Raw genomic sequence first — 15,950 nt, 5'->3', positions numbered from 1 at the left:
GTTTTGCAAAAGATCTTTGAACAAGAAAATATGCCCGTGTGACCGCAAAACCATTGAGTTTTCGGGCCACGCCATATAGTTAAAAAGAACTAACACTTCTATCGTCGGTGTTTTCACCCGGCGTGCGGACGCCATGGATAAGCGCCAATCAGAACGTGTCCAGGGGCGTTTCTCTGCGAGCGAAAGTCATGAGGACAAATGGTTATTGAAGGACAACTTCAATGAGGGCATCGGCGATCCGGTCCGCGCTGCGAGCTGTGGTGCCGTTTCCGGTTTGGCAGACGGCGGGATTCGTCACGCGCATTCCGAGCTATTGGCGCGTTGATCGAAGCGAAGCGCTGAGAGTTCGCCACGGCGTACCCGGATTGCCGTTGTACGTCACGAAGGACATCCACGTTTTTGCGCCGGAAACGATCACGGCTTATCGCTGCTGGCAATATCACGGTGTAGAGATCAACGACTCCACAGACGAGGTCGCGGACTTCCTCGAACTCTCACGGGGGCGACGTTCGCTCATCGATATTGGCGCACAGACCGGATTTATCTCGGCGCTGTTCGCACGCTCGACGTCGGCGCCGTCTCACATCCTCTCCATCGAGCCAGACCTGCGTGTCTTTTCGATGCTTGAGCGTGCCGTCGTTCTCAATAAGGCCGAGGGCACCGAGTGGACCATCAAGGCGGCGGCGATCTCCGATCATTCCGGCGTTATGTCGATGCCATCATTCAATCGCATCTACGAGAATGGCGATGATCGGGATCACGGTCACTCGCCGAACTTCGACGTTCCAGTGATGACGTTGCGCGACGCGTTGGCCGAGTTGAATTGGACACCGGATCTCATGAAGATCGACGTCGAATCGTTCGAGTATGAAATATTGTGTTCATCGCTTGATTTGATAACGCGCATTCGGCCTGCACTCCAACTCGAAGTTCATTGGCAGATGCTTGCCGCGCGCCATCGCAACGCGCGCGACTTTCTCGGACCGCTGGCCGATGTGGGGTATCGCGGCATCCGCCGATGCTGCAGCGATATCGACAAGTGGATGCGTGCCGGGCGGTCCGAACCGGTATCGCGTTTGGCGCTTCAGCCCGCGTGAAAACTAAACGCCCAGTGGTCTTGATTGCCCTCTCGTCATTAGCGGCAGAGGGAACGCCGAGAATGGCTCTGGCGCTATGTCGCGAATGGCTGGCGCAAGGTGTGAAGCCAATCGTTGTCGTTATTCACGCGCTGCCTGCGGACCTCGCGCTCGAATTTGATGCTCTAGGTATCGAGCGCATTATGCTCGACATCGCAAACGCAGGGCGGTCCAGATACGCGCTGCTGGCATTTAGGCTATTTCAGCTTTCGCGGCGGTTTGGTGCCGACGCGTTATTGTCCATGCCGCTCGGTTGGCACGTGTTTATGGCGATTGGGGCGCGTCTTGGAGGCGTAAGTCGTGTCGTCGCGCACGTTGGAAATTACCCGAACACCGCGTCGGGTCGAGGCTTCGCGAAGTTTCGCATGCTGGTTCAACTCGGTCGGCCCTTCACAAATTGGCTTGTCTGCTGCAGCCGCTACGTTCAGCAGGGTGCGATCGAACACTTTGGCCTCTCCGCGCGGGAGACGGCGGTTGTTTATAACGGCGTCTATCGAAATGACTTCGCGCTACCCAACGCCGCGATGTCGGTATCTTCCGAAAGGCCGTGGGTCTTGGGCATGATCGCACGACTGGAAAAACATAAAGACCATGTCACGCTTATCCGTGCCGCGAGCATTTTGCGTAACCGCGGGAAAAATTTCGTCGTCAAAATCGTTGGCGACGGAAGCCAGCGCCAGACACTGCACAGTCTTATCGAGTCATCAGGATTATCCGACACCGTGATGCTGATCGGCATGCGTCACGATATTCCAGAAATTCTCAGTGGACTTGATCTGTTCATTTTCTCGACAACACCTGACGAAGGGCTTGGCATCGCTTTGGTCGAAGCAATGCTTGCGGGCATACCCGTTGTCGCGAGTGATGTTGGCGCTTGCCGTGAAGTTCTCAATGACGGCCGTCTCGGCCTTCTTGTTGCTGCCGGTAATCCAGACGCGCTCGCGGACGGCATAGAAAATTGCCTAGCTGCGCCGCTCGCCGCGCAGGTGCGAGCCGTCCATGCACGACGTGAGGCAATAGCTAAATTCTCAGCCCAGGCGATGGCACGCGCATATGGCAAATTTCTTGGCATCCCAATCCGGGACGAAACGCAAGCGAATGAAGCTTATCCCGCCGAGCTGCCCGCCTGATGCGTCGCCGCCGCGTTATGCATGTCGTCCGCGGATTTGGAACAGGCGGCACGGAAATGATGTGCCTGCGCCTGACACGCCATTGGCAAAAGCGCTTTGACCAAAGCGTCGTCTCCTGGTCGGGTGCTCCGAATACTCTCGAAGCGGAATTCCGCGGCATTGCAAACGTAACGCTCGAAATGGCTTCCGCGGGTTTGGGCAACATCGCGCGCGGGGCATGGTTGCGTACCTTGATACAGCGCGACAAGCCGGACGCACTCCTGATCCATATATTTGGACACCCCCATGTGATCGCGGCGTTCGCGGCCCGCTCTGCCGGCGTTCGCGCTCTTGCCGCGATGGCAGGAAATCCACCACCGCAGACAGTGGCTCAACGCCGCCACTGGTCAGCAATTCTGGCGGCATCGCGATTCCTTCGTTGTCCTGTTGTTTCGTGTTCCAAAGCCGTTGAGCGCGAGTTGAATGACCTCGGCGCCCGAATGCCCGTCGGATCGGCTCCAATTCCGAACGGTATAGATGACGATGCTATCGCCGCCGCGGTGGACGCTGCGCGAAACGTCCGATCAAGGTCGCGGCCCGTCATCGGCATGGTTGCGCGACTCAACGAAATAAAGGATCACGCGACGCTTCTTCAGGCATTTGCATATCTTAGAGGGACGCACGTCGAAGCCGAGCTTCTACTCGTTGGTGATGGGCCCCTGCGAAGACAGCTGGAAGAGCAGGCCAAGCGTCTCGGGATATCGATGCAGATACGATTTCTCGGCGAGCGCATCGACGTTTTGGATTTGCTGGGAGGGATTGACGTTTATGCCTTCAGCACGACACGCGCCGAGGGCTTCGGCATTGCGCTGATCGAGGCCATGGCAGCAGGAATTCCGGTTGTCGCCACCGACGTTCCCGCGTGCCGGGAAGTCTTGGGGGGCGGTGCTGCAGGCCTTCTGGTTCCGCCCGGCAACGCAGCTGCGTTTGCGTGTGCGCTATCCGAGCTTTTGCAGAATGATGAGCGTCGACGCCGGTTGGTCGAAGCGGCGCGCGATCGCGTCAAACGGGAATACAGTATCGACGTATGCGCTCGGCGTTGGGAGCAAGTGTTGTTTCCGGCCAGCGAGCCAGCCACCGCGATGGAAGTCCAATGCGCTTCTTGACCTGCGTCGGCGATGCGACGTCCATCGCCACCCATGGCGGCCTGCCTTATCATCTTTTGCACGCCGGTTTGCAGGCGGGATTTCTCGACGGCGGATGGTCGCTGCAACCACAGAAACTGCGCGCGCGGCGCATTCTCTGGAATGCAGCTCGGTTGCTGACGTGCGGCGAGTATGGCGGCTATCAATATGCCAGCAGCTTTCTTCGTGCGCTTATCCGCCAAGAACCGCGAGCGTCGTCGATACACGATGAAGTCATCAGTATCTTTCCGCTGCTGCCGCCCGATTGCCCTCGGCGCGCTGGCGTCTCATTCTATATCGACGCGACATTGCAGCAGAACTTCGATGATTACGGCATCACTAGAAGCGTCGGACGAGCGATGATCACCGAAGCTTTGGCACGCGAGCGTCAAGCATATCACGATGCGACACGGATTCTATGTCGATCCAGAGCAGCAGCAAGATCTGTAGTTGGTGTCTACGGCATCGAACCGCATAAGGTCCATGTCGTACCGGGCGGTGCAAACATCATCGGCGATCCGGGACCGTCGCGATATGGACCGAACAATCTGCCCCTCACGCCAGTCCGCCTAGGCTTTGTTGGGAAGGACTGGCAGCGGAAAAATCTTCCGTTTGTTCTGAAGATCGCCGACGTGCTCAAAACTCGCGGGATCGCGGTCGAAGTGATTGCGGCGGGTTTCTCTGCAGAGCACGGACCGCGGCACCCGCTGCTAAGATCGGTCGGATTCATCGACAAACGCCACGCGCTGAACGCATTTGTCGACCTCCTCAGGTCTTGTCATTTCACCTGCTTGTTCTCGTTGGCCGAAGCGTTCGGCCTATCGAACCGGGAAAGCCTTCGGCTTGGAGTTCCAGTACTCGCAAGCAACGTTGGCGGCATCCCTGACACTGTTCCGGCGGGTTGCGGACACCTCTTTTCGCCGGACGCCGATGCAGCCGACGTTGCTGACATCATCGAGGGTTATGCGCGGGATGCTGGCCGCTACTGGCGGCTGCGCGATGCCGTCGGTCGGCGCACTCACGAATTCACCTGGGCAGCGACGGTCGAGAGAATGCAGCACATCTGGGCAGGCTCGACCGCCTACAGATTTCGCGATGAGGCAGCGATCCATGCTTGATCGGCCCGCTCTCCGCGTCGCCGTCCTGCAACCGGGCGCGCGCCTGCACTATGCTGTGCCGACGTTGCTACAGCGTGCCGGAATGCTGCAACGGCTTTATACCGATTTTGCGAACATCGGTTCCGTTCGTCATATCGAAAGTCTTTGGCCGAGGTGTCTGCAACCAGCAGCGATCCGCCGCTTGTTTGGTCGCAAATTGCCGTCCGAAATTCCTCCATCGAAAGTGCAGCAGGTCCGGTACGCGGTCATGCGCGAACGTTTGATGTCGTCGCAAAGCGCGCGCGAAGATACGTCATCCCGGGCGCTGATGAAACGAGCGTTGGGCGAGCGTTTTGGCGGCGCCAACGCGATCTACACCGTCCTCGTCAATGAGGATCTCGATCTCTGCAGGACCGCGAAAGCGCAGGGCTGCCGCATCATCCACGAAGTCATGCTGACGCCCGATGTCGGGTTGCTGACCGAAAGCGAGTACCGCCGTCATGCGATTTCGCAACACGCTCCGAGCCTGCGGGAGATCGAAGCGGGCCGCGAGCGTGATCGCCAAAAGTATGCGCTCGCTGATTTGATTCTCGTGCCTTCCGAATTCGTCCGCGAAAGCGTTCTGGCGCTTGGCGCCGATCCGGCAATAGTGGCCCTCGTGCCTTACGGCATCGATCGGAGCTGGCTCCAACGGCCGTCGCATCCAGTTCCCGGCCGCATCTTGTTTGTCGGCTCCGTCGGACTTCGTAAGGGCAGTCATCATCTCGCAGGAGCAGCAAGGCGCCTCGCGGAGCGCAATGTCGAATGCGAGGTGCGGGTCGCTGGACCGTTGGAAGTGGGAGTGGCGCAAAGTGCACTGTTCGCCGGCCCCAAATACCTCGGTCAAGTGCCTCGCATGGATATCCATCGCGAATACTCGCATGCGGACATCTTTGTTCTGCCGAGTCTCGCGGAAGGCATGGCGGTGGTAACGTTGGAGGCTATGGCCGTTGGGTTGCCAGTCATAACCACGCCGAACGCAGGGTCGTGTGTCCGCGACGGTATTGATGGCATCATCGTTCCAGCAGGCGACGTATCTGCTCTGGCGACCGCGATCGAGCGCCTCATATCCGACCGTGGCCTCCGCGAGACGATGTCGCAAAACGCCAAGGCGCGCGCTGCTCAATTCACCTGGGAGAAATACGAAGGCAGACTGATCGGCGCGCTCTCCAGATTGGGAGCGCCTCTCGCCGCGCCGGCATTCGGGCAGCTGTAGCGTATGTTCTACCCACTTGCTGCTGGATTGGCGGTCTTTGGCACTTTCGCGATCGTCCGCGATTGGGCCCGATGGAGAGATGTCTTTCACCCCACGATATTTTGTGTTCCGCAGCTTCTCTTTCTTTACGTCGCTTATCCCATCCACGGCCTCGCGATCGACGAATATGAGTTCCTATCACGCGCCGGCTATTGGGATGAGCTAACGAAATTCCAGTTGATCGCCAACGTGATGAGCACGGCGGTGATCCTTGGAATATGGTGGGGCAGTCGGCACACACGCGTAGACTCAAGACCCATCATCGAGCAGAACGTCGCAGCGATTTTCGCCCTCGCCCTGCTGTTCGGCGCCGCGGGCTTGGCGGCGTGGCTGATTGGAATTGCCAATGTCGGAGGCTTCGTCGCCGCTTACGGACGTGCTTACGGCGGCGGTTGGGACGATAGCGGCTACGTTCGAGAAGCGTCACAATTTGGTTTTGTCGCCGTTCCGTTGCTTATTCTGTCGCGACGAAAGACAGGGATGCGATGGTATCACTGGCTGCTGGCACTCGCATTTCTACTGCCGCTGCTCGTGCAAGGCTTTCTCGGTGCGCGTCGCGGCCCGACGTTCTTAGCGATCACCTGCGTCGCGGCTAGCTATATTTTGACATTCCGGCCGCGCATTCCGTTCGCGTTGGTTGTCTCCGGCGGTGGCGCGATTGGGACGTTGTTGCTCTGGCTCGTCGCAAACCGTAGTGCCATTTACCTCGGCTCTCAGAAAGAGCTGCAAGGGTCCGTGTCGCGCATGCTCGAAAATTGGGGCGGCAACGAATATCTGTTTTCTTCCGCGATAGTTCGTTACGTGACCGAAACTGGGGAACCGTTCTACGGCCTGAGAATTCTCGCCCACATGCTCGGCCGTATCGTGCCGCTATCGATCTGGCCGACGAAGTACGCCGATGTCTGTGCCGCATTTGGGCTCGACATCGATCTCACACAGGATGCTGGAATTCCCATAGACCGCATCGATGCGGTGACCGGATGGCAAGTGGCTGTCGGCGCGGCACCTGGAATTGTTGGCGACTTCTGGATGGAATTCGGAATGTTTGCGCCGCTCGTCGCATTCGCTCTGGGGACGTTTTATGGCCGATTCTGGCGCAGGAGCCGAAGCGATCCGCGGATTCAACCAGCCTACGCGATGCTCGCCGCGCTTTCGATTTACATCTTTACCCAGACAATTGAAGCATGGCTGTTTCGGGCGCTGCTGTTCGGAATTCCGGCGCTCGTGTTTCTAACCGTAGTGGCAATCCGACGACACCCGGCGCGTTCGAAGGCACAGCTGCAACCATGGCATCTTCATTCGTTATCTCCCGCACGCGCGATGCGGCCGTGAGAATAGCTCTGCTTTTTCGCAGCTTCGGTCCATATCACCTTGCGCGGCTGCGTGCCGCGCGGGAACACCACGACATCCTCGCTTTGGAACATGCCGATCTCGACGTGGATTACGATTGGAACGTGCGCGCGGAAAAGCGTAACGCCGGAGTCGTCACACTGTCCTCCGCCCACGAGCGCAATGGATGGCTTGCATCGGAGCTGCCGAAATTCGCGCCCGACGCGATCGCAATCCCCGGGTACTCGGAGCCATTTGCTCTTTCGGCCGTGCGGAACAGTCGCGCTCTCAAGGTGCCCATGATCCTGATGAGCGATACCCACGCCGGCACCGCGCGCGGCGACGTCGTTCGTAACTTCGTCAAGCAGCACTTGATCGCGCTTTTTCAATCAGCGCTGGTCGCCGGGTCGGTTCACGCGCGCTATCTGACAAGCCTTGGTTTTGCGGAAAATAAAATCGTGCTTGGATACGATGTCGTCGATAACCACCATTTCGCGCCGGCCGCGCCAGATTTGCAAAGCTCGCGAGCGCCTTCGCCTCATTTCCTCGCCTGCGCGCGGTTCATCGAAAAGAAGAATCTCGAATGTCTCGTCGTCGCGTTCGCACGCTATCGGCAGGAAACGCCGGACGGCGGCTGGGATCTCGTTGTGGCAGGCGAAGGGCCGCTGCGCGCAAAGCTTGAAGGGCTGCGACAAGCTTCAGGCTATGCCACCAACATTCATTTCATAGGACACAAGACATACGCCGAACTGCCGTCGATTTATCGTTCGGCCGGCGCTTTCGTGCACCCGAGCTGGCAGGACGAATGGGGGCTCGTGGTCAACGAGGCGATGGCAGCCGGGCTTCCGGTGCTGGTCTCGAAAGGCGCGGGATGCAGTGCTGAGCTCGTCGAAAATGGCGTCAACGGATTTACGTTCGATCCCCATGATGCGGACGGTCTCGCGGCGCTGATGCGTACGATCGCGACAGACTGCGATCGTCAGGCCATGGGCCGAGCCAGCCTCCGCTCCATTGCCCGCTGGGATGTCGAGCGATTCGCATCTGGCCTCAGCGAAGCCGCGCAAATGGCGATGCAGTCACAGTGCGGGCCTTGTCTGACCGGCAGCGTCTTTGCTGCGGCGATGTCACGTCGCGCTTGATGCCGGAACATTGATGAAAGTCTCTCTTGTGACCGGCAGCCTATCGCGCTTTGGCGGCGGCGTCTCAGCGTCGGTTCAAGCGCTGTCGCGCAGTCTCATCGCGGCCAATGGAGACGTCAGCGTTCTCGGACTGCGCGATAGCGGCTGGGCAACGGACGCATCGGGGTGGGGCGACATTCCAACCGCCTGCCTCGATGTCGTCGGCCCGTCTTCAATTGGCTATTCTCTGCAAGCCTTCTCTCGTCTGCGAGACATGAATGCCGACATCGTGCATTCGCACGGCCTATGGAAGCATCCCTCGCGTGTCGTATTGCAATGGGCGTCGGAAACGCGGCGGCCTTACGTCGTTTCTCCTCACGGCATGCTCGACGCATGGGCGCTGAAGCGTTCGGTGTTGAAGAAAAAGATCGCGGCGCGGCTTTACGAAAACGCGCATCTTCGCCACGCAAGCTGCCTACATGCGCTTTGCGACGCGGAGGCCGATGCGATACGCGAGCTTGGTTTCGCAAATCCGATTTGCATCATCCCGAACGGCATCGCAATGCCGGGCATGGACGATAGCCGCGCTGCCCCTTGGGCGAACATCATTTCTTCGGACCAACGCGTGTTGTTATTCATCGGTCGCCTGCATCCGAAGAAAAATCTGCCTGCGCTCATTGAGGCATGGCCGTCATCGGCCGAGACGCTCGAATGGCACCTCGTGATCGCAGGCTGGGACCAGAGCGGCCATGAGGATGCTCTGCGCGCGCTCGTCACAAAACGAAATCTGTGTTGTCGCATTCATTTTCTCGGACCATTGTTCGGTCCGAAAAAAGACTCCGCTCTGCGCCGCGCTGACGCTTTCGTGCTGCCGTCGCTTAGCGAAGGTTTGCCAATGGCGATCCTCGAAGCCTGGTCGTATGGCAAACCCGTCCTGCAAACGGCGGCTTGTAATCTGCCGGACGGCTTTCGACATAACGCTGCGATCCGGATTTCCCCGACCGTTCCACAGCTGGCGGAAGAGCTTCGGGCCGTCCTGCAGATGCCCGCCGCAACGCTGACGGAGATTGGGCGCAACGGGCGCCAGCTCGCAGAACGGAATTTCAGCTGGACCGGCGTCGCGAAGCAGATGCTCGAAGTGTACGCATGGCTGCGCGACGGCGGCCGCCGCCCGGCCTGCGTTCGTTTCATTGGCGGGAATGAAACACATGCGGCTTGATTTATTTGACAATCGCACGTTTTCCCGCGCAAGGCCCGCGTGGGTCGAAGCGGCCTGGCTCGTGGCGCAATGCCTTCTGGTTCGCTCGCAGCTTCCCGGCTCTGCTCATCGTCGCATCGTGCTGCGCCTGTTCGGTGCTCGCATCGGCAAGGATGTGACGATCAAGCCCGGCGTGCGCGTGAAATTTCCGTGGCGGTTGGCGGTCGGCGACCATTCCTGGCTCGGCGAGGATGCTTGGATCGATAACCTTGCGGACGTCACCATTGGCGCGCATTGCTGCATCTCGCAGGCAGCTTATCTCTGTACTGGCAATCACGACTGGACGGCGACGAGCTTCAATCTCCGCACCGCGCCGATCCGCATATGCGATGGCGCGTGGATCGCAGCGCGATCCGTCGTTGCGCCGGGCGTGACCGTCGGGGAGGGCAGCGTTCTCGCGATCGGCAGCGTGGCGACGCGAAATCTTCATGCCTGGAGCATCAATGCCGGTAATCCGGCAAAGCAGATCGGTCCCAGGATCGGACGGCCTACCGAGATCTCGCTCGCCAAATCTTGACATCGCCATCAACGAACGAGGGAGGATCTCTGTGCGACTGATCTTCGTCAATCGTTTCTTCCACCCCGATCACTCCGCAACCAGTCAGATGCTGTCGGATCTGGCCTTCGGGCTGGCAGAGCATGGGTATGACGTCAACGTCATAACGAGCAGACTTCGCTACGACGATGCCGGGGCGCAATTGGCTGCGACCGAGACCGTCGGTGGTGTCCGCGTCGAGCGTGTCTGGACGTCGCGGCACGGCCGAGACGCGGTCATTCTGCGTGCCGTCGACTATCTGACGTTCTACCTGTCTGCCGCCTGGGCACTTCTAAAAATAGTACGTCGTGGCGATGTCCTGATCGCGATGACGGACCCGCCCGCCGTTTCGGTTGTCGCCGCGCTTGTCGCAAAAGTGCGCGTCGCCCGTCTCATAAATTGGCTGCAAGACATTTTTCCCGAGGTTGCCGAAGCGCTGACACCCGGCCGCGCCGCCGCGAAGATACTTTTCCTGCCGCTGCGCATTTTCCGAAATGCTTCGCTTCGGCACGCGGAGCGGAATGTCGCGATCGGTGCATCGATGGCTGAGCGCCTTCAAAACCTCGGCGTCGATCGAGAGCGGATCGCGGTAATTCCGAACTGGTCCGATGTCGAAGCGATCCGCCCCATCGCACCGTCGCAAAATGCGCTTCGTGCCGATTGGAACCTCGCGAACAAGTTCGTTGTCGGCTATTCCGGCAATCTCGGCCGCGCCCACGATGTCGAAACGTTGCTGGGCGCAATCGCTATTTCCGCGAAGCTGCCCGCTCGAACGCGTGCGATCCACTGGGTATTCATCGGCGGCGGTGCCGGATATGAGCGCTTGAAACGGGAAGCCGAGATTGGGGAGCTCAAGAACGTCTCATTCTACCCCTACCAGCCGCGCGGCGCACTCGCCGAAAGTCTGTCAGCCGCCGATGTCCATATCGTCTCGCTCAAACCCGAGCTTGAGGGCCTCATCGTGCCGAGTAAATTCTACGGTATTGCAGCGGCGGGACGGCCCACGATCTTCATCGGCAGCTCGCGCGGAGAGGTAGCACGCGACATCGTCAGTCGCGATTGTGGTGCGATTGTTGCCATCGGCGATGCGCTGGCCTTGCTCGAAACGATCAATGCCATGGCCCAAGTTCCTGCTCGCTGTGCGGGCATGGGCGAGCGCGCCCGCGCGATGTGCGAAGAAAAGTTCAGCCGAATGAGCGCGATCGCAATGTGGAGCAGGCTGCTTCTCAGCGTCGCCGAGGCGCCTGCCAACAACACATGCCGGACGTCGCACTTCGTTAAGCCACCGATAGCAAAGCGCCAGGAACCGTAACGCGGACGGGGCGACTCAACATATCCATTAGCAGGACGATACGATCGTTTTCCGAAAGCGCGATGATTTTGCCTGCGAGACCGTCGAGAGCACCGTAAGAGACGCGAACCGTATCGCCAACTTGCGGCGCTGTAGCAGAGCGAGAGATGACACCGTTCGTTTCTCGCGATTTCAGATCATCGATAAAGGCACGAGAGACGACACTCGGCGCTTCTCCCATGCACACGACGGACCTGACGCCAACGGTCGACAAGATTGGCCGCCATCGCATGGTAGAATGCGTGAGGCGTGCAAAAAGATAGCCTGGAAAAAGCGGACGCAATACCTCGCGCACTTGTCGAGCATGCCGGATTTGTTTCCGCAGCACGGGGACGTAGACCTCGTACCCCTGATTGCGAAGATGCATTTCCGCGGTGTGCTCGCGATTAGGATGCACGTTGACCGCGATCCACGCGGCATCGTCAGCAGTCGAAGAATCCACGAATTGCCCCTCATGGCTCTAAAATGATCCATAAGTATCATAACAGAATTTCTGGATGTCTAAATACTAATCTCGCCCCTCAGTCCAATTTTGCCCGCAGAACCTCGAAAAACGCGAATTTTCGGAAGCGGATGAAGGGTGTGGATGAACATTAGTAATGGGTGCATTTATGATTATAAAGGACTAGATATAAAGAGTTCGATTCGCTTGGGTGGTCGGAATGCATTGTTTCGTTTTGCTTGTCGTCGATCTCTTGCTCGTTTCGATGTCGACGCTTATTGCCGTCGTTGTCACGCTGCCTGGACCGGTCGCGTCCGCAATAGCGGCGGCAAGCGCGTATGGGGCTTTCACGCTCTCGGCGGCCATTCCTGTGATGCTGATCTTCGGTCTCAACCGCACCGTCTGGCGTTTCACGTCCCTGGGTGACGGCGTGCACGTGGCCGGCGCCGCCGTGGGGATTGTCGCGCTCACGACAGCGCTGGCGCTCGTTTTAGATCAGACGGTGCTGATCACGCCCAATCTGCTGATCTTGCAGAGTCTGCTGATGCTCTACGCGTTGATCGGGGTGCGCGTCGCAATGCGCATCCGCCACGATCGCCGGCGCCGCGCACGGGTACCCCATGGAAGTGTCGGTGGCTTTCGCAAAAACGTATTGATAGTGGGGCTCGGTCCGCAGACCGACATCTTTCTCTGCGGCGCCAAGGAAGCGGGAGGAGAAAACGAAATCGTCGGCATCCTGTCTCCCTCCCGCCGTCACCACGGCCGAAGGCTGAGATCGCGTAAAATTCTGGGGCCGCCGGAAGCGGTTTATGAAGTTCTGCACGACCTCGCTGTCCATGGCATCTTCGTCGACCGTATCGTGGTGACATTGCCACCGGCCGCACTTTCGGGAAAAGCACAGGCCGCGCTGGTGCAGTTGCAGGATGACGGCCTGCTTCGCGTCGACTGGCTGCCGCCACGCCATAGTCTACGAGAGAATGCCGATGCCGCCATCGATGGCCTGGAGCCTTCGGTCAACACCTATTTGCCCTGGAAGCGCTTCATCGATGCCACCGCTGCGCTTGTTGGCATTGTGGTATTTGCTCCGTTGATTCTCGTCGTCGCAATGGTGGTTCTTCTCGACGTCGGCGCTCCGGCGATATTTTGGCAGCAGCGCCCTGGTGCACGCGGCAAGCCGATCAAGGTACTGAAATTCCGCACGATGGGGCCGCCGCGGGATCACGCAGGCCGTGCCCTGACAGATGCTGAGCGCGTCTCTACGGTCGGTCGCCTGTTGCGACGGATGCGTCTCGACGAGCTGCCCCAGATCTATAACGTGCTCGTCGGCGACATGTCGTTCGTCGGTCCACGGCCCCTGTTGCCGGTTGATCAGCCGTCCGCGCCTGCTGCCCGCTTGTGTCTCCGTCCTGGTCTGACGGGCTGGGCGCAGATCAAAGGAGGCCGTGACATTTCGAGTGAAGATAAAGCCGCCCTCGATCTTTGGTATATCAGGAATGCATCGTTCGCACTCGACATGACGATACTCGCGCAGACCGCAGGCATGCTTTTATTTGGCGAGAGGGTCGACCCGAACGCGATTCACGAGGCTTGGCAGCTCGTTCGCAACGATCGGCCGTCTATTCTGTCGGCCGATATGGCGGAACATAAACCCGTATGAAATATCTCTTTTCATTCCGACGACATAGCTTCGATTGGCCCGTTCTTCCAACGCCCGGAACCTAACGGCTTTCACCGCGTTAAGAGCCGTCGGGAAAATGGAAATGAACGGCGGGCCAATATCAACGATTGAACGGTCTTCTCTCATCTGGGACGCATGCATAGCGCGCGTTCCTATTAGAAAGAATTAGACCCGGTTCAAAAAATGCGGCAAAATAAAAGTCGTACGTCTATTGCGTGTTGATCGCGATATCGGTATTGCCCTGCACGAACATTTCATTCCTTTCCGAAAGATTTTCCCTGGCGCCGCGTGGTTAACTAGTCGGCGGGACAAACATATTTGCAGTGTGGAGTTCAGGTATGCTGCGGATGGACATAGCCGGTGACGGCAACGGGGCAGGCGCCGCCAATGTCGCCGCGCTGACAATTCAAGACACAGATACCTCGCTCCGAACCTTGGCCCGCAACGAGCTTTTGTTCGAGGCCGGAGATATCAAAACGAAAGTGTATCGGGTCGAGTCCGGCGCGCTGTGCATTTACCGTATCCACCCCGACCTCCGCATTGAGATCATCGAGCATGTGCTCGCTGGCGAGCTGGTCGGCATGGGCTTCCTCGACCGGCACACCGCCAACGCCCGCGCGACCGTCGACGCGACGATCCGTTGTTTCGAACGCGATGCTCTTGAAGGGCTCATTGAGGACGACCCGCACAATAAAGCGCGCTACCACGACGCCGTCGAACGCGAATTTGCCTTCCGTCGCGAAAGCTTGGCGAGTGCTGCACGTGAGCGTCCAATGGTTCGTCTGGCCGCGTTTCTCGTCGCTGTATCGCATCGTATTCGCGACGAAGGTGGTGATCCGAGCTTCATCGATGACTCCGTCGATTGCGGAGTCATCGCCGATTTTCTCGGCCTTAGCGTCGACCTTCTTGCGCTCGCGTTGATGCAACTCGAGATGCGCGGACTGATCGAGACGGCACCGCTTCACGGTCTCCGCCTCAAGGACGTACCGGCCCTGGAATCCATTGCCGAGGAACGTGAGAACGTCCCGGTTAAGTGGGCCGCGGCGACGGACGAAGAGTTGCGCGCCACTCTTCAATAAGTGCGCCTGCCGCCTAGGTACCGTGCGCTCCGGTAAATCGAGTGGGTTGATGACGACGTGCAGTTGGCTGACCGGTAGGCGACGGCAGCGCTGCTTATGTTCGCGGACCGACCAATAAGCCTCGACGTTCGCTCAGCTTCCTGGCCTTGACGCGAGGGGAAGAATGCCCGTTGTTCGTTCCCGCAATCGAAGGGAGCGATCATGAGCGGATTTCCTTTTACGGCATTGAGCAAGCCGGGTGCGGTTTCGCGGCGTGGCTTTCTTGGCACGTCCCTGGCGGCCGCTCTGATTCCATCGGCAGTGACAGCCGAGGAGGCGGTGACCGCGCCGCCCGCGTCACCTTCTCAGCCTCAGCCCACAGCTGGTCCGCCACCCCGCAAAATCCCCGCACGCGAGCTGCCCGTTCCCACCACCGTGAGTCCGGAGCTGCAGGCGATCATCGGCTCGCCATATCCGGTGGGCTGGGACGACATTCCCCAGGACGCGACAGCCTGGAAGCAACTTGCTCTCAAGAGCGCGGCGTCAGTGGCGAGCAATATCGCCGCGATCAAAGAGAAATTTTCCCTTCACGTCGAAAGCACGACGATGGCCGGCGTGCCCGTGTTCGTCATTACGCCGCCGGAAATCGCGCCGAACAATCGCAATCGCTTGCTCGTTCATATTCACGGCGGCGGCTTCGTGCTGTTTCCGGGAGAAGCCGGCGCAGGCGAGGGCATGCTGATGGCGGGCTACAGCAAATGCCGCGTCGTCTCGATCGATTACCGGATGGCGCCCGACTATCTGTTCCCGGCAGCGCTCGACGATGTAACGGCCGTCTGGCGCGTGCTGCTGGCATCGTATGAGCCAAGCAAGATGGCGATCTTTGGTACGTCGGCGGGCGGCGGGCTGACGCTGTCGACGATTTTACGCGCGAGATCCCAGGGTTTGCCGCTGCCCGGCGCCATCGCTCCGGCAAGCCCATGCGCAGACCTGACATGGTCCGGCGACACCGTCATGGCGAACGCGTACGTCGACAATGCGCTTGTCTCGGGGGCGGGCTGGGCTCACGCGGCTACAACGCTGTACGCCGGAACGCACGATCTGACCTTTCCCGAGTTGTCGCCGGTCTTCGGCGATTTCCGCGGCTTTCCGCCCGCCATTCTCACATCGGGCACGCGCGATCTGATCCTGAGTGACACGGTCCGAACGCACCGCAAGCTCAGGCAGGCTGGCGTCCATGCTATGTTGCAAGTCTTCGAAGGCGAAAGCCATGCCCAGTTCCTGACGCCGTTCGTCCCGGAGACGAAGGAGGCCTTCGATGAGATCGTTGGCTTCTTCGATACGCATCTCAAAGCGTGAGA

General features: G+C 59.2%; 14 protein-coding genes. 13 read left to right on the top strand and 1 reads right to left on the bottom strand.

The window, feature by feature from the left end; translation table 11 throughout:
* Nucleotides 1-221 precede the first annotated feature (221 nt).
* The 10 genes from ACLB1Z_RS16380 (at nt 222) to ACLB1Z_RS16335 (ending at nt 11,372) form a co-directional block, all read left to right on the top strand.
* Nucleotides 222-1,097 (top strand): FkbM family methyltransferase, encoded by an 876-nt coding sequence (locus ACLB1Z_RS16380; RefSeq protein WP_409560788.1) that lies wholly within the window; start codon nt 222-224, stop codon nt 1,095-1,097.
* A 62-nt stretch (nt 1,098-1,159) separates the two neighbouring features.
* Nucleotides 1,160-2,266 (top strand): glycosyltransferase, encoded by a 1,107-nt coding sequence (locus ACLB1Z_RS16375; protein WP_409560787.1) that lies wholly within the window; start codon nt 1,160-1,162, stop codon nt 2,264-2,266.
* Nucleotides 2,266-3,411: a glycosyltransferase gene (locus tag ACLB1Z_RS16370; protein WP_409560786.1), complete on the top strand. Its 1,146-nt coding sequence runs from the start codon at nt 2,266-2,268 to the stop codon at nt 3,409-3,411. The genes ACLB1Z_RS16375 and ACLB1Z_RS16370 overlap by 1 nt, the downstream gene beginning before the upstream one ends.
* Nucleotides 3,399-4,547 carry a glycosyltransferase family 4 protein gene (locus ACLB1Z_RS16365; RefSeq protein WP_409560785.1) on the top strand — a complete coding sequence of 383 codons (1,149 nt, stop codon included), beginning with the start codon at nt 3,399-3,401 and terminating at the stop codon, nt 4,545-4,547. Before ACLB1Z_RS16370 ends, ACLB1Z_RS16365 begins: the two co-directional genes overlap by 13 nt.
* Complete coding sequence (locus ACLB1Z_RS16360; protein ID WP_409560784.1) at nt 4,540-5,781, top strand: glycosyltransferase family 4 protein; 1,242 nt, start codon at nt 4,540-4,542, stop codon at nt 5,779-5,781. The genes ACLB1Z_RS16365 and ACLB1Z_RS16360 overlap by 8 nt, the downstream gene beginning before the upstream one ends.
* 3 nt (nt 5,782-5,784) lie before the next feature.
* Complete coding sequence (locus ACLB1Z_RS16355) at nt 5,785-7,152, top strand: oligosaccharide repeat unit polymerase (protein ID WP_409560783.1); 1,368 nt, start codon at nt 5,785-5,787, stop codon at nt 7,150-7,152.
* On the top strand, nt 7,149-8,288 hold the full coding sequence (locus ACLB1Z_RS16350; RefSeq protein WP_409560782.1) for a glycosyltransferase: 1,140 nt from the start codon (nt 7,149-7,151) through the stop codon (nt 8,286-8,288). Before ACLB1Z_RS16355 ends, ACLB1Z_RS16350 begins: the two co-directional genes overlap by 4 nt.
* Nucleotides 8,289-8,301: 13 nt before the next feature.
* The gene (locus tag ACLB1Z_RS16345) at nt 8,302-9,486 is read left to right on the top strand and encodes a glycosyltransferase (RefSeq protein WP_409560781.1); all 1,185 of its coding nucleotides are present in this window, start codon (nt 8,302-8,304) and stop codon (nt 9,484-9,486) included.
* Nucleotides 9,476-10,042, top strand: coding sequence for a WcaF family extracellular polysaccharide biosynthesis acetyltransferase (locus ACLB1Z_RS16340; protein WP_409560780.1), 567 nt, complete (start codon nt 9,476-9,478; stop codon nt 10,040-10,042). The genes ACLB1Z_RS16345 and ACLB1Z_RS16340 overlap by 11 nt, the downstream gene beginning before the upstream one ends.
* 31 nt (nt 10,043-10,073) lie before the next feature.
* Entirely contained in the window at nt 10,074-11,372 is a 1,299-nt protein-coding gene (locus ACLB1Z_RS16335) for a glycosyltransferase family 4 protein (RefSeq protein WP_409560779.1), read from the top strand.
* Here the strand turns inward: ACLB1Z_RS16335 and ACLB1Z_RS16330 are convergent.
* The gene (locus tag ACLB1Z_RS16330; protein WP_013948743.1) at nt 11,338-11,853 is read right to left on the bottom strand and encodes a transcription termination/antitermination protein NusG; all 516 of its coding nucleotides are present in this window, start codon (nt 11,851-11,853) and stop codon (nt 11,338-11,340) included. The two genes, ACLB1Z_RS16335 and ACLB1Z_RS16330, sit on opposite strands and share 35 nt — an antisense overlap.
* 220 nt (nt 11,854-12,073) lie before the next feature.
* Between ACLB1Z_RS16330 and ACLB1Z_RS16325 the strand changes: the two genes are divergently transcribed.
* From ACLB1Z_RS16325 to ACLB1Z_RS16315, 3 genes are all read left to right on the top strand, one after another.
* Nucleotides 12,074-13,510 carry a sugar transferase gene (locus tag ACLB1Z_RS16325; protein WP_409560778.1) on the top strand — a complete coding sequence of 479 codons (1,437 nt, stop codon included), beginning with the start codon at nt 12,074-12,076 and terminating at the stop codon, nt 13,508-13,510.
* A 359-nt stretch (nt 13,511-13,869) separates the two neighbouring features.
* A complete protein-coding gene (locus ACLB1Z_RS16320) occupies nt 13,870-14,610 on the top strand; it encodes a Crp/Fnr family transcriptional regulator (RefSeq protein ID WP_409560777.1) in 741 nt (246 codons plus the stop codon).
* A 201-nt stretch (nt 14,611-14,811) separates the two neighbouring features.
* Nucleotides 14,812-15,948 (top strand): alpha/beta hydrolase, encoded by a 1,137-nt coding sequence (locus tag ACLB1Z_RS16315; RefSeq protein ID WP_409560776.1) that lies wholly within the window; start codon nt 14,812-14,814, stop codon nt 15,946-15,948.
* The last annotated feature ends 2 nt before the right edge of the window (nt 15,949-15,950 follow it).

Source organism: Hyphomicrobium sp. MC8b (assembly GCF_905067615.1).
In the GTDB taxonomy this organism is placed as follows: domain Bacteria; phylum Pseudomonadota; class Alphaproteobacteria; order Rhizobiales; family Hyphomicrobiaceae; genus Hyphomicrobium_B.
Note: the sequence above shows the minus strand (reverse complement) of the source record. Positions and strands in the feature narration are given on the sequence as shown.

Coding starts and splice junctions, on each gene's coding strand:
- ACLB1Z_RS16320 (WP_409560777.1), top strand. CDS start 13,870: ATGCTGCGGATGGACATAGCCGGTGACGGCAACGGGGCAGGCGCCGCC.
- ACLB1Z_RS16345 (WP_409560781.1), top strand. CDS start 8,302: ATGAAAGTCTCTCTTGTGACCGGCAGCCTATCGCGCTTTGGCGGCGGC.
- ACLB1Z_RS16365 (WP_409560785.1), top strand. CDS start 3,399: ATGCGCTTCTTGACCTGCGTCGGCGATGCGACGTCCATCGCCACCCAT.
- ACLB1Z_RS16325 (WP_409560778.1), top strand. CDS start 12,074: ATGCATTGTTTCGTTTTGCTTGTCGTCGATCTCTTGCTCGTTTCGATG.
- ACLB1Z_RS16375 (WP_409560787.1), top strand. CDS start 1,160: ATGGCTCTGGCGCTATGTCGCGAATGGCTGGCGCAAGGTGTGAAGCCA.
- ACLB1Z_RS16370 (WP_409560786.1), top strand. CDS start 2,266: ATGCGTCGCCGCCGCGTTATGCATGTCGTCCGCGGATTTGGAACAGGC.
- ACLB1Z_RS16355 (WP_409560783.1), top strand. CDS start 5,785: ATGTTCTACCCACTTGCTGCTGGATTGGCGGTCTTTGGCACTTTCGCG.
- ACLB1Z_RS16360 (WP_409560784.1), top strand. CDS start 4,540: ATGCTTGATCGGCCCGCTCTCCGCGTCGCCGTCCTGCAACCGGGCGCG.
- ACLB1Z_RS16315 (WP_409560776.1), top strand. CDS start 14,812: ATGAGCGGATTTCCTTTTACGGCATTGAGCAAGCCGGGTGCGGTTTCG.
- ACLB1Z_RS16340 (WP_409560780.1), top strand. CDS start 9,476: ATGCGGCTTGATTTATTTGACAATCGCACGTTTTCCCGCGCAAGGCCC.
- ACLB1Z_RS16380 (WP_409560788.1), top strand. CDS start 222: ATGAGGGCATCGGCGATCCGGTCCGCGCTGCGAGCTGTGGTGCCGTTT.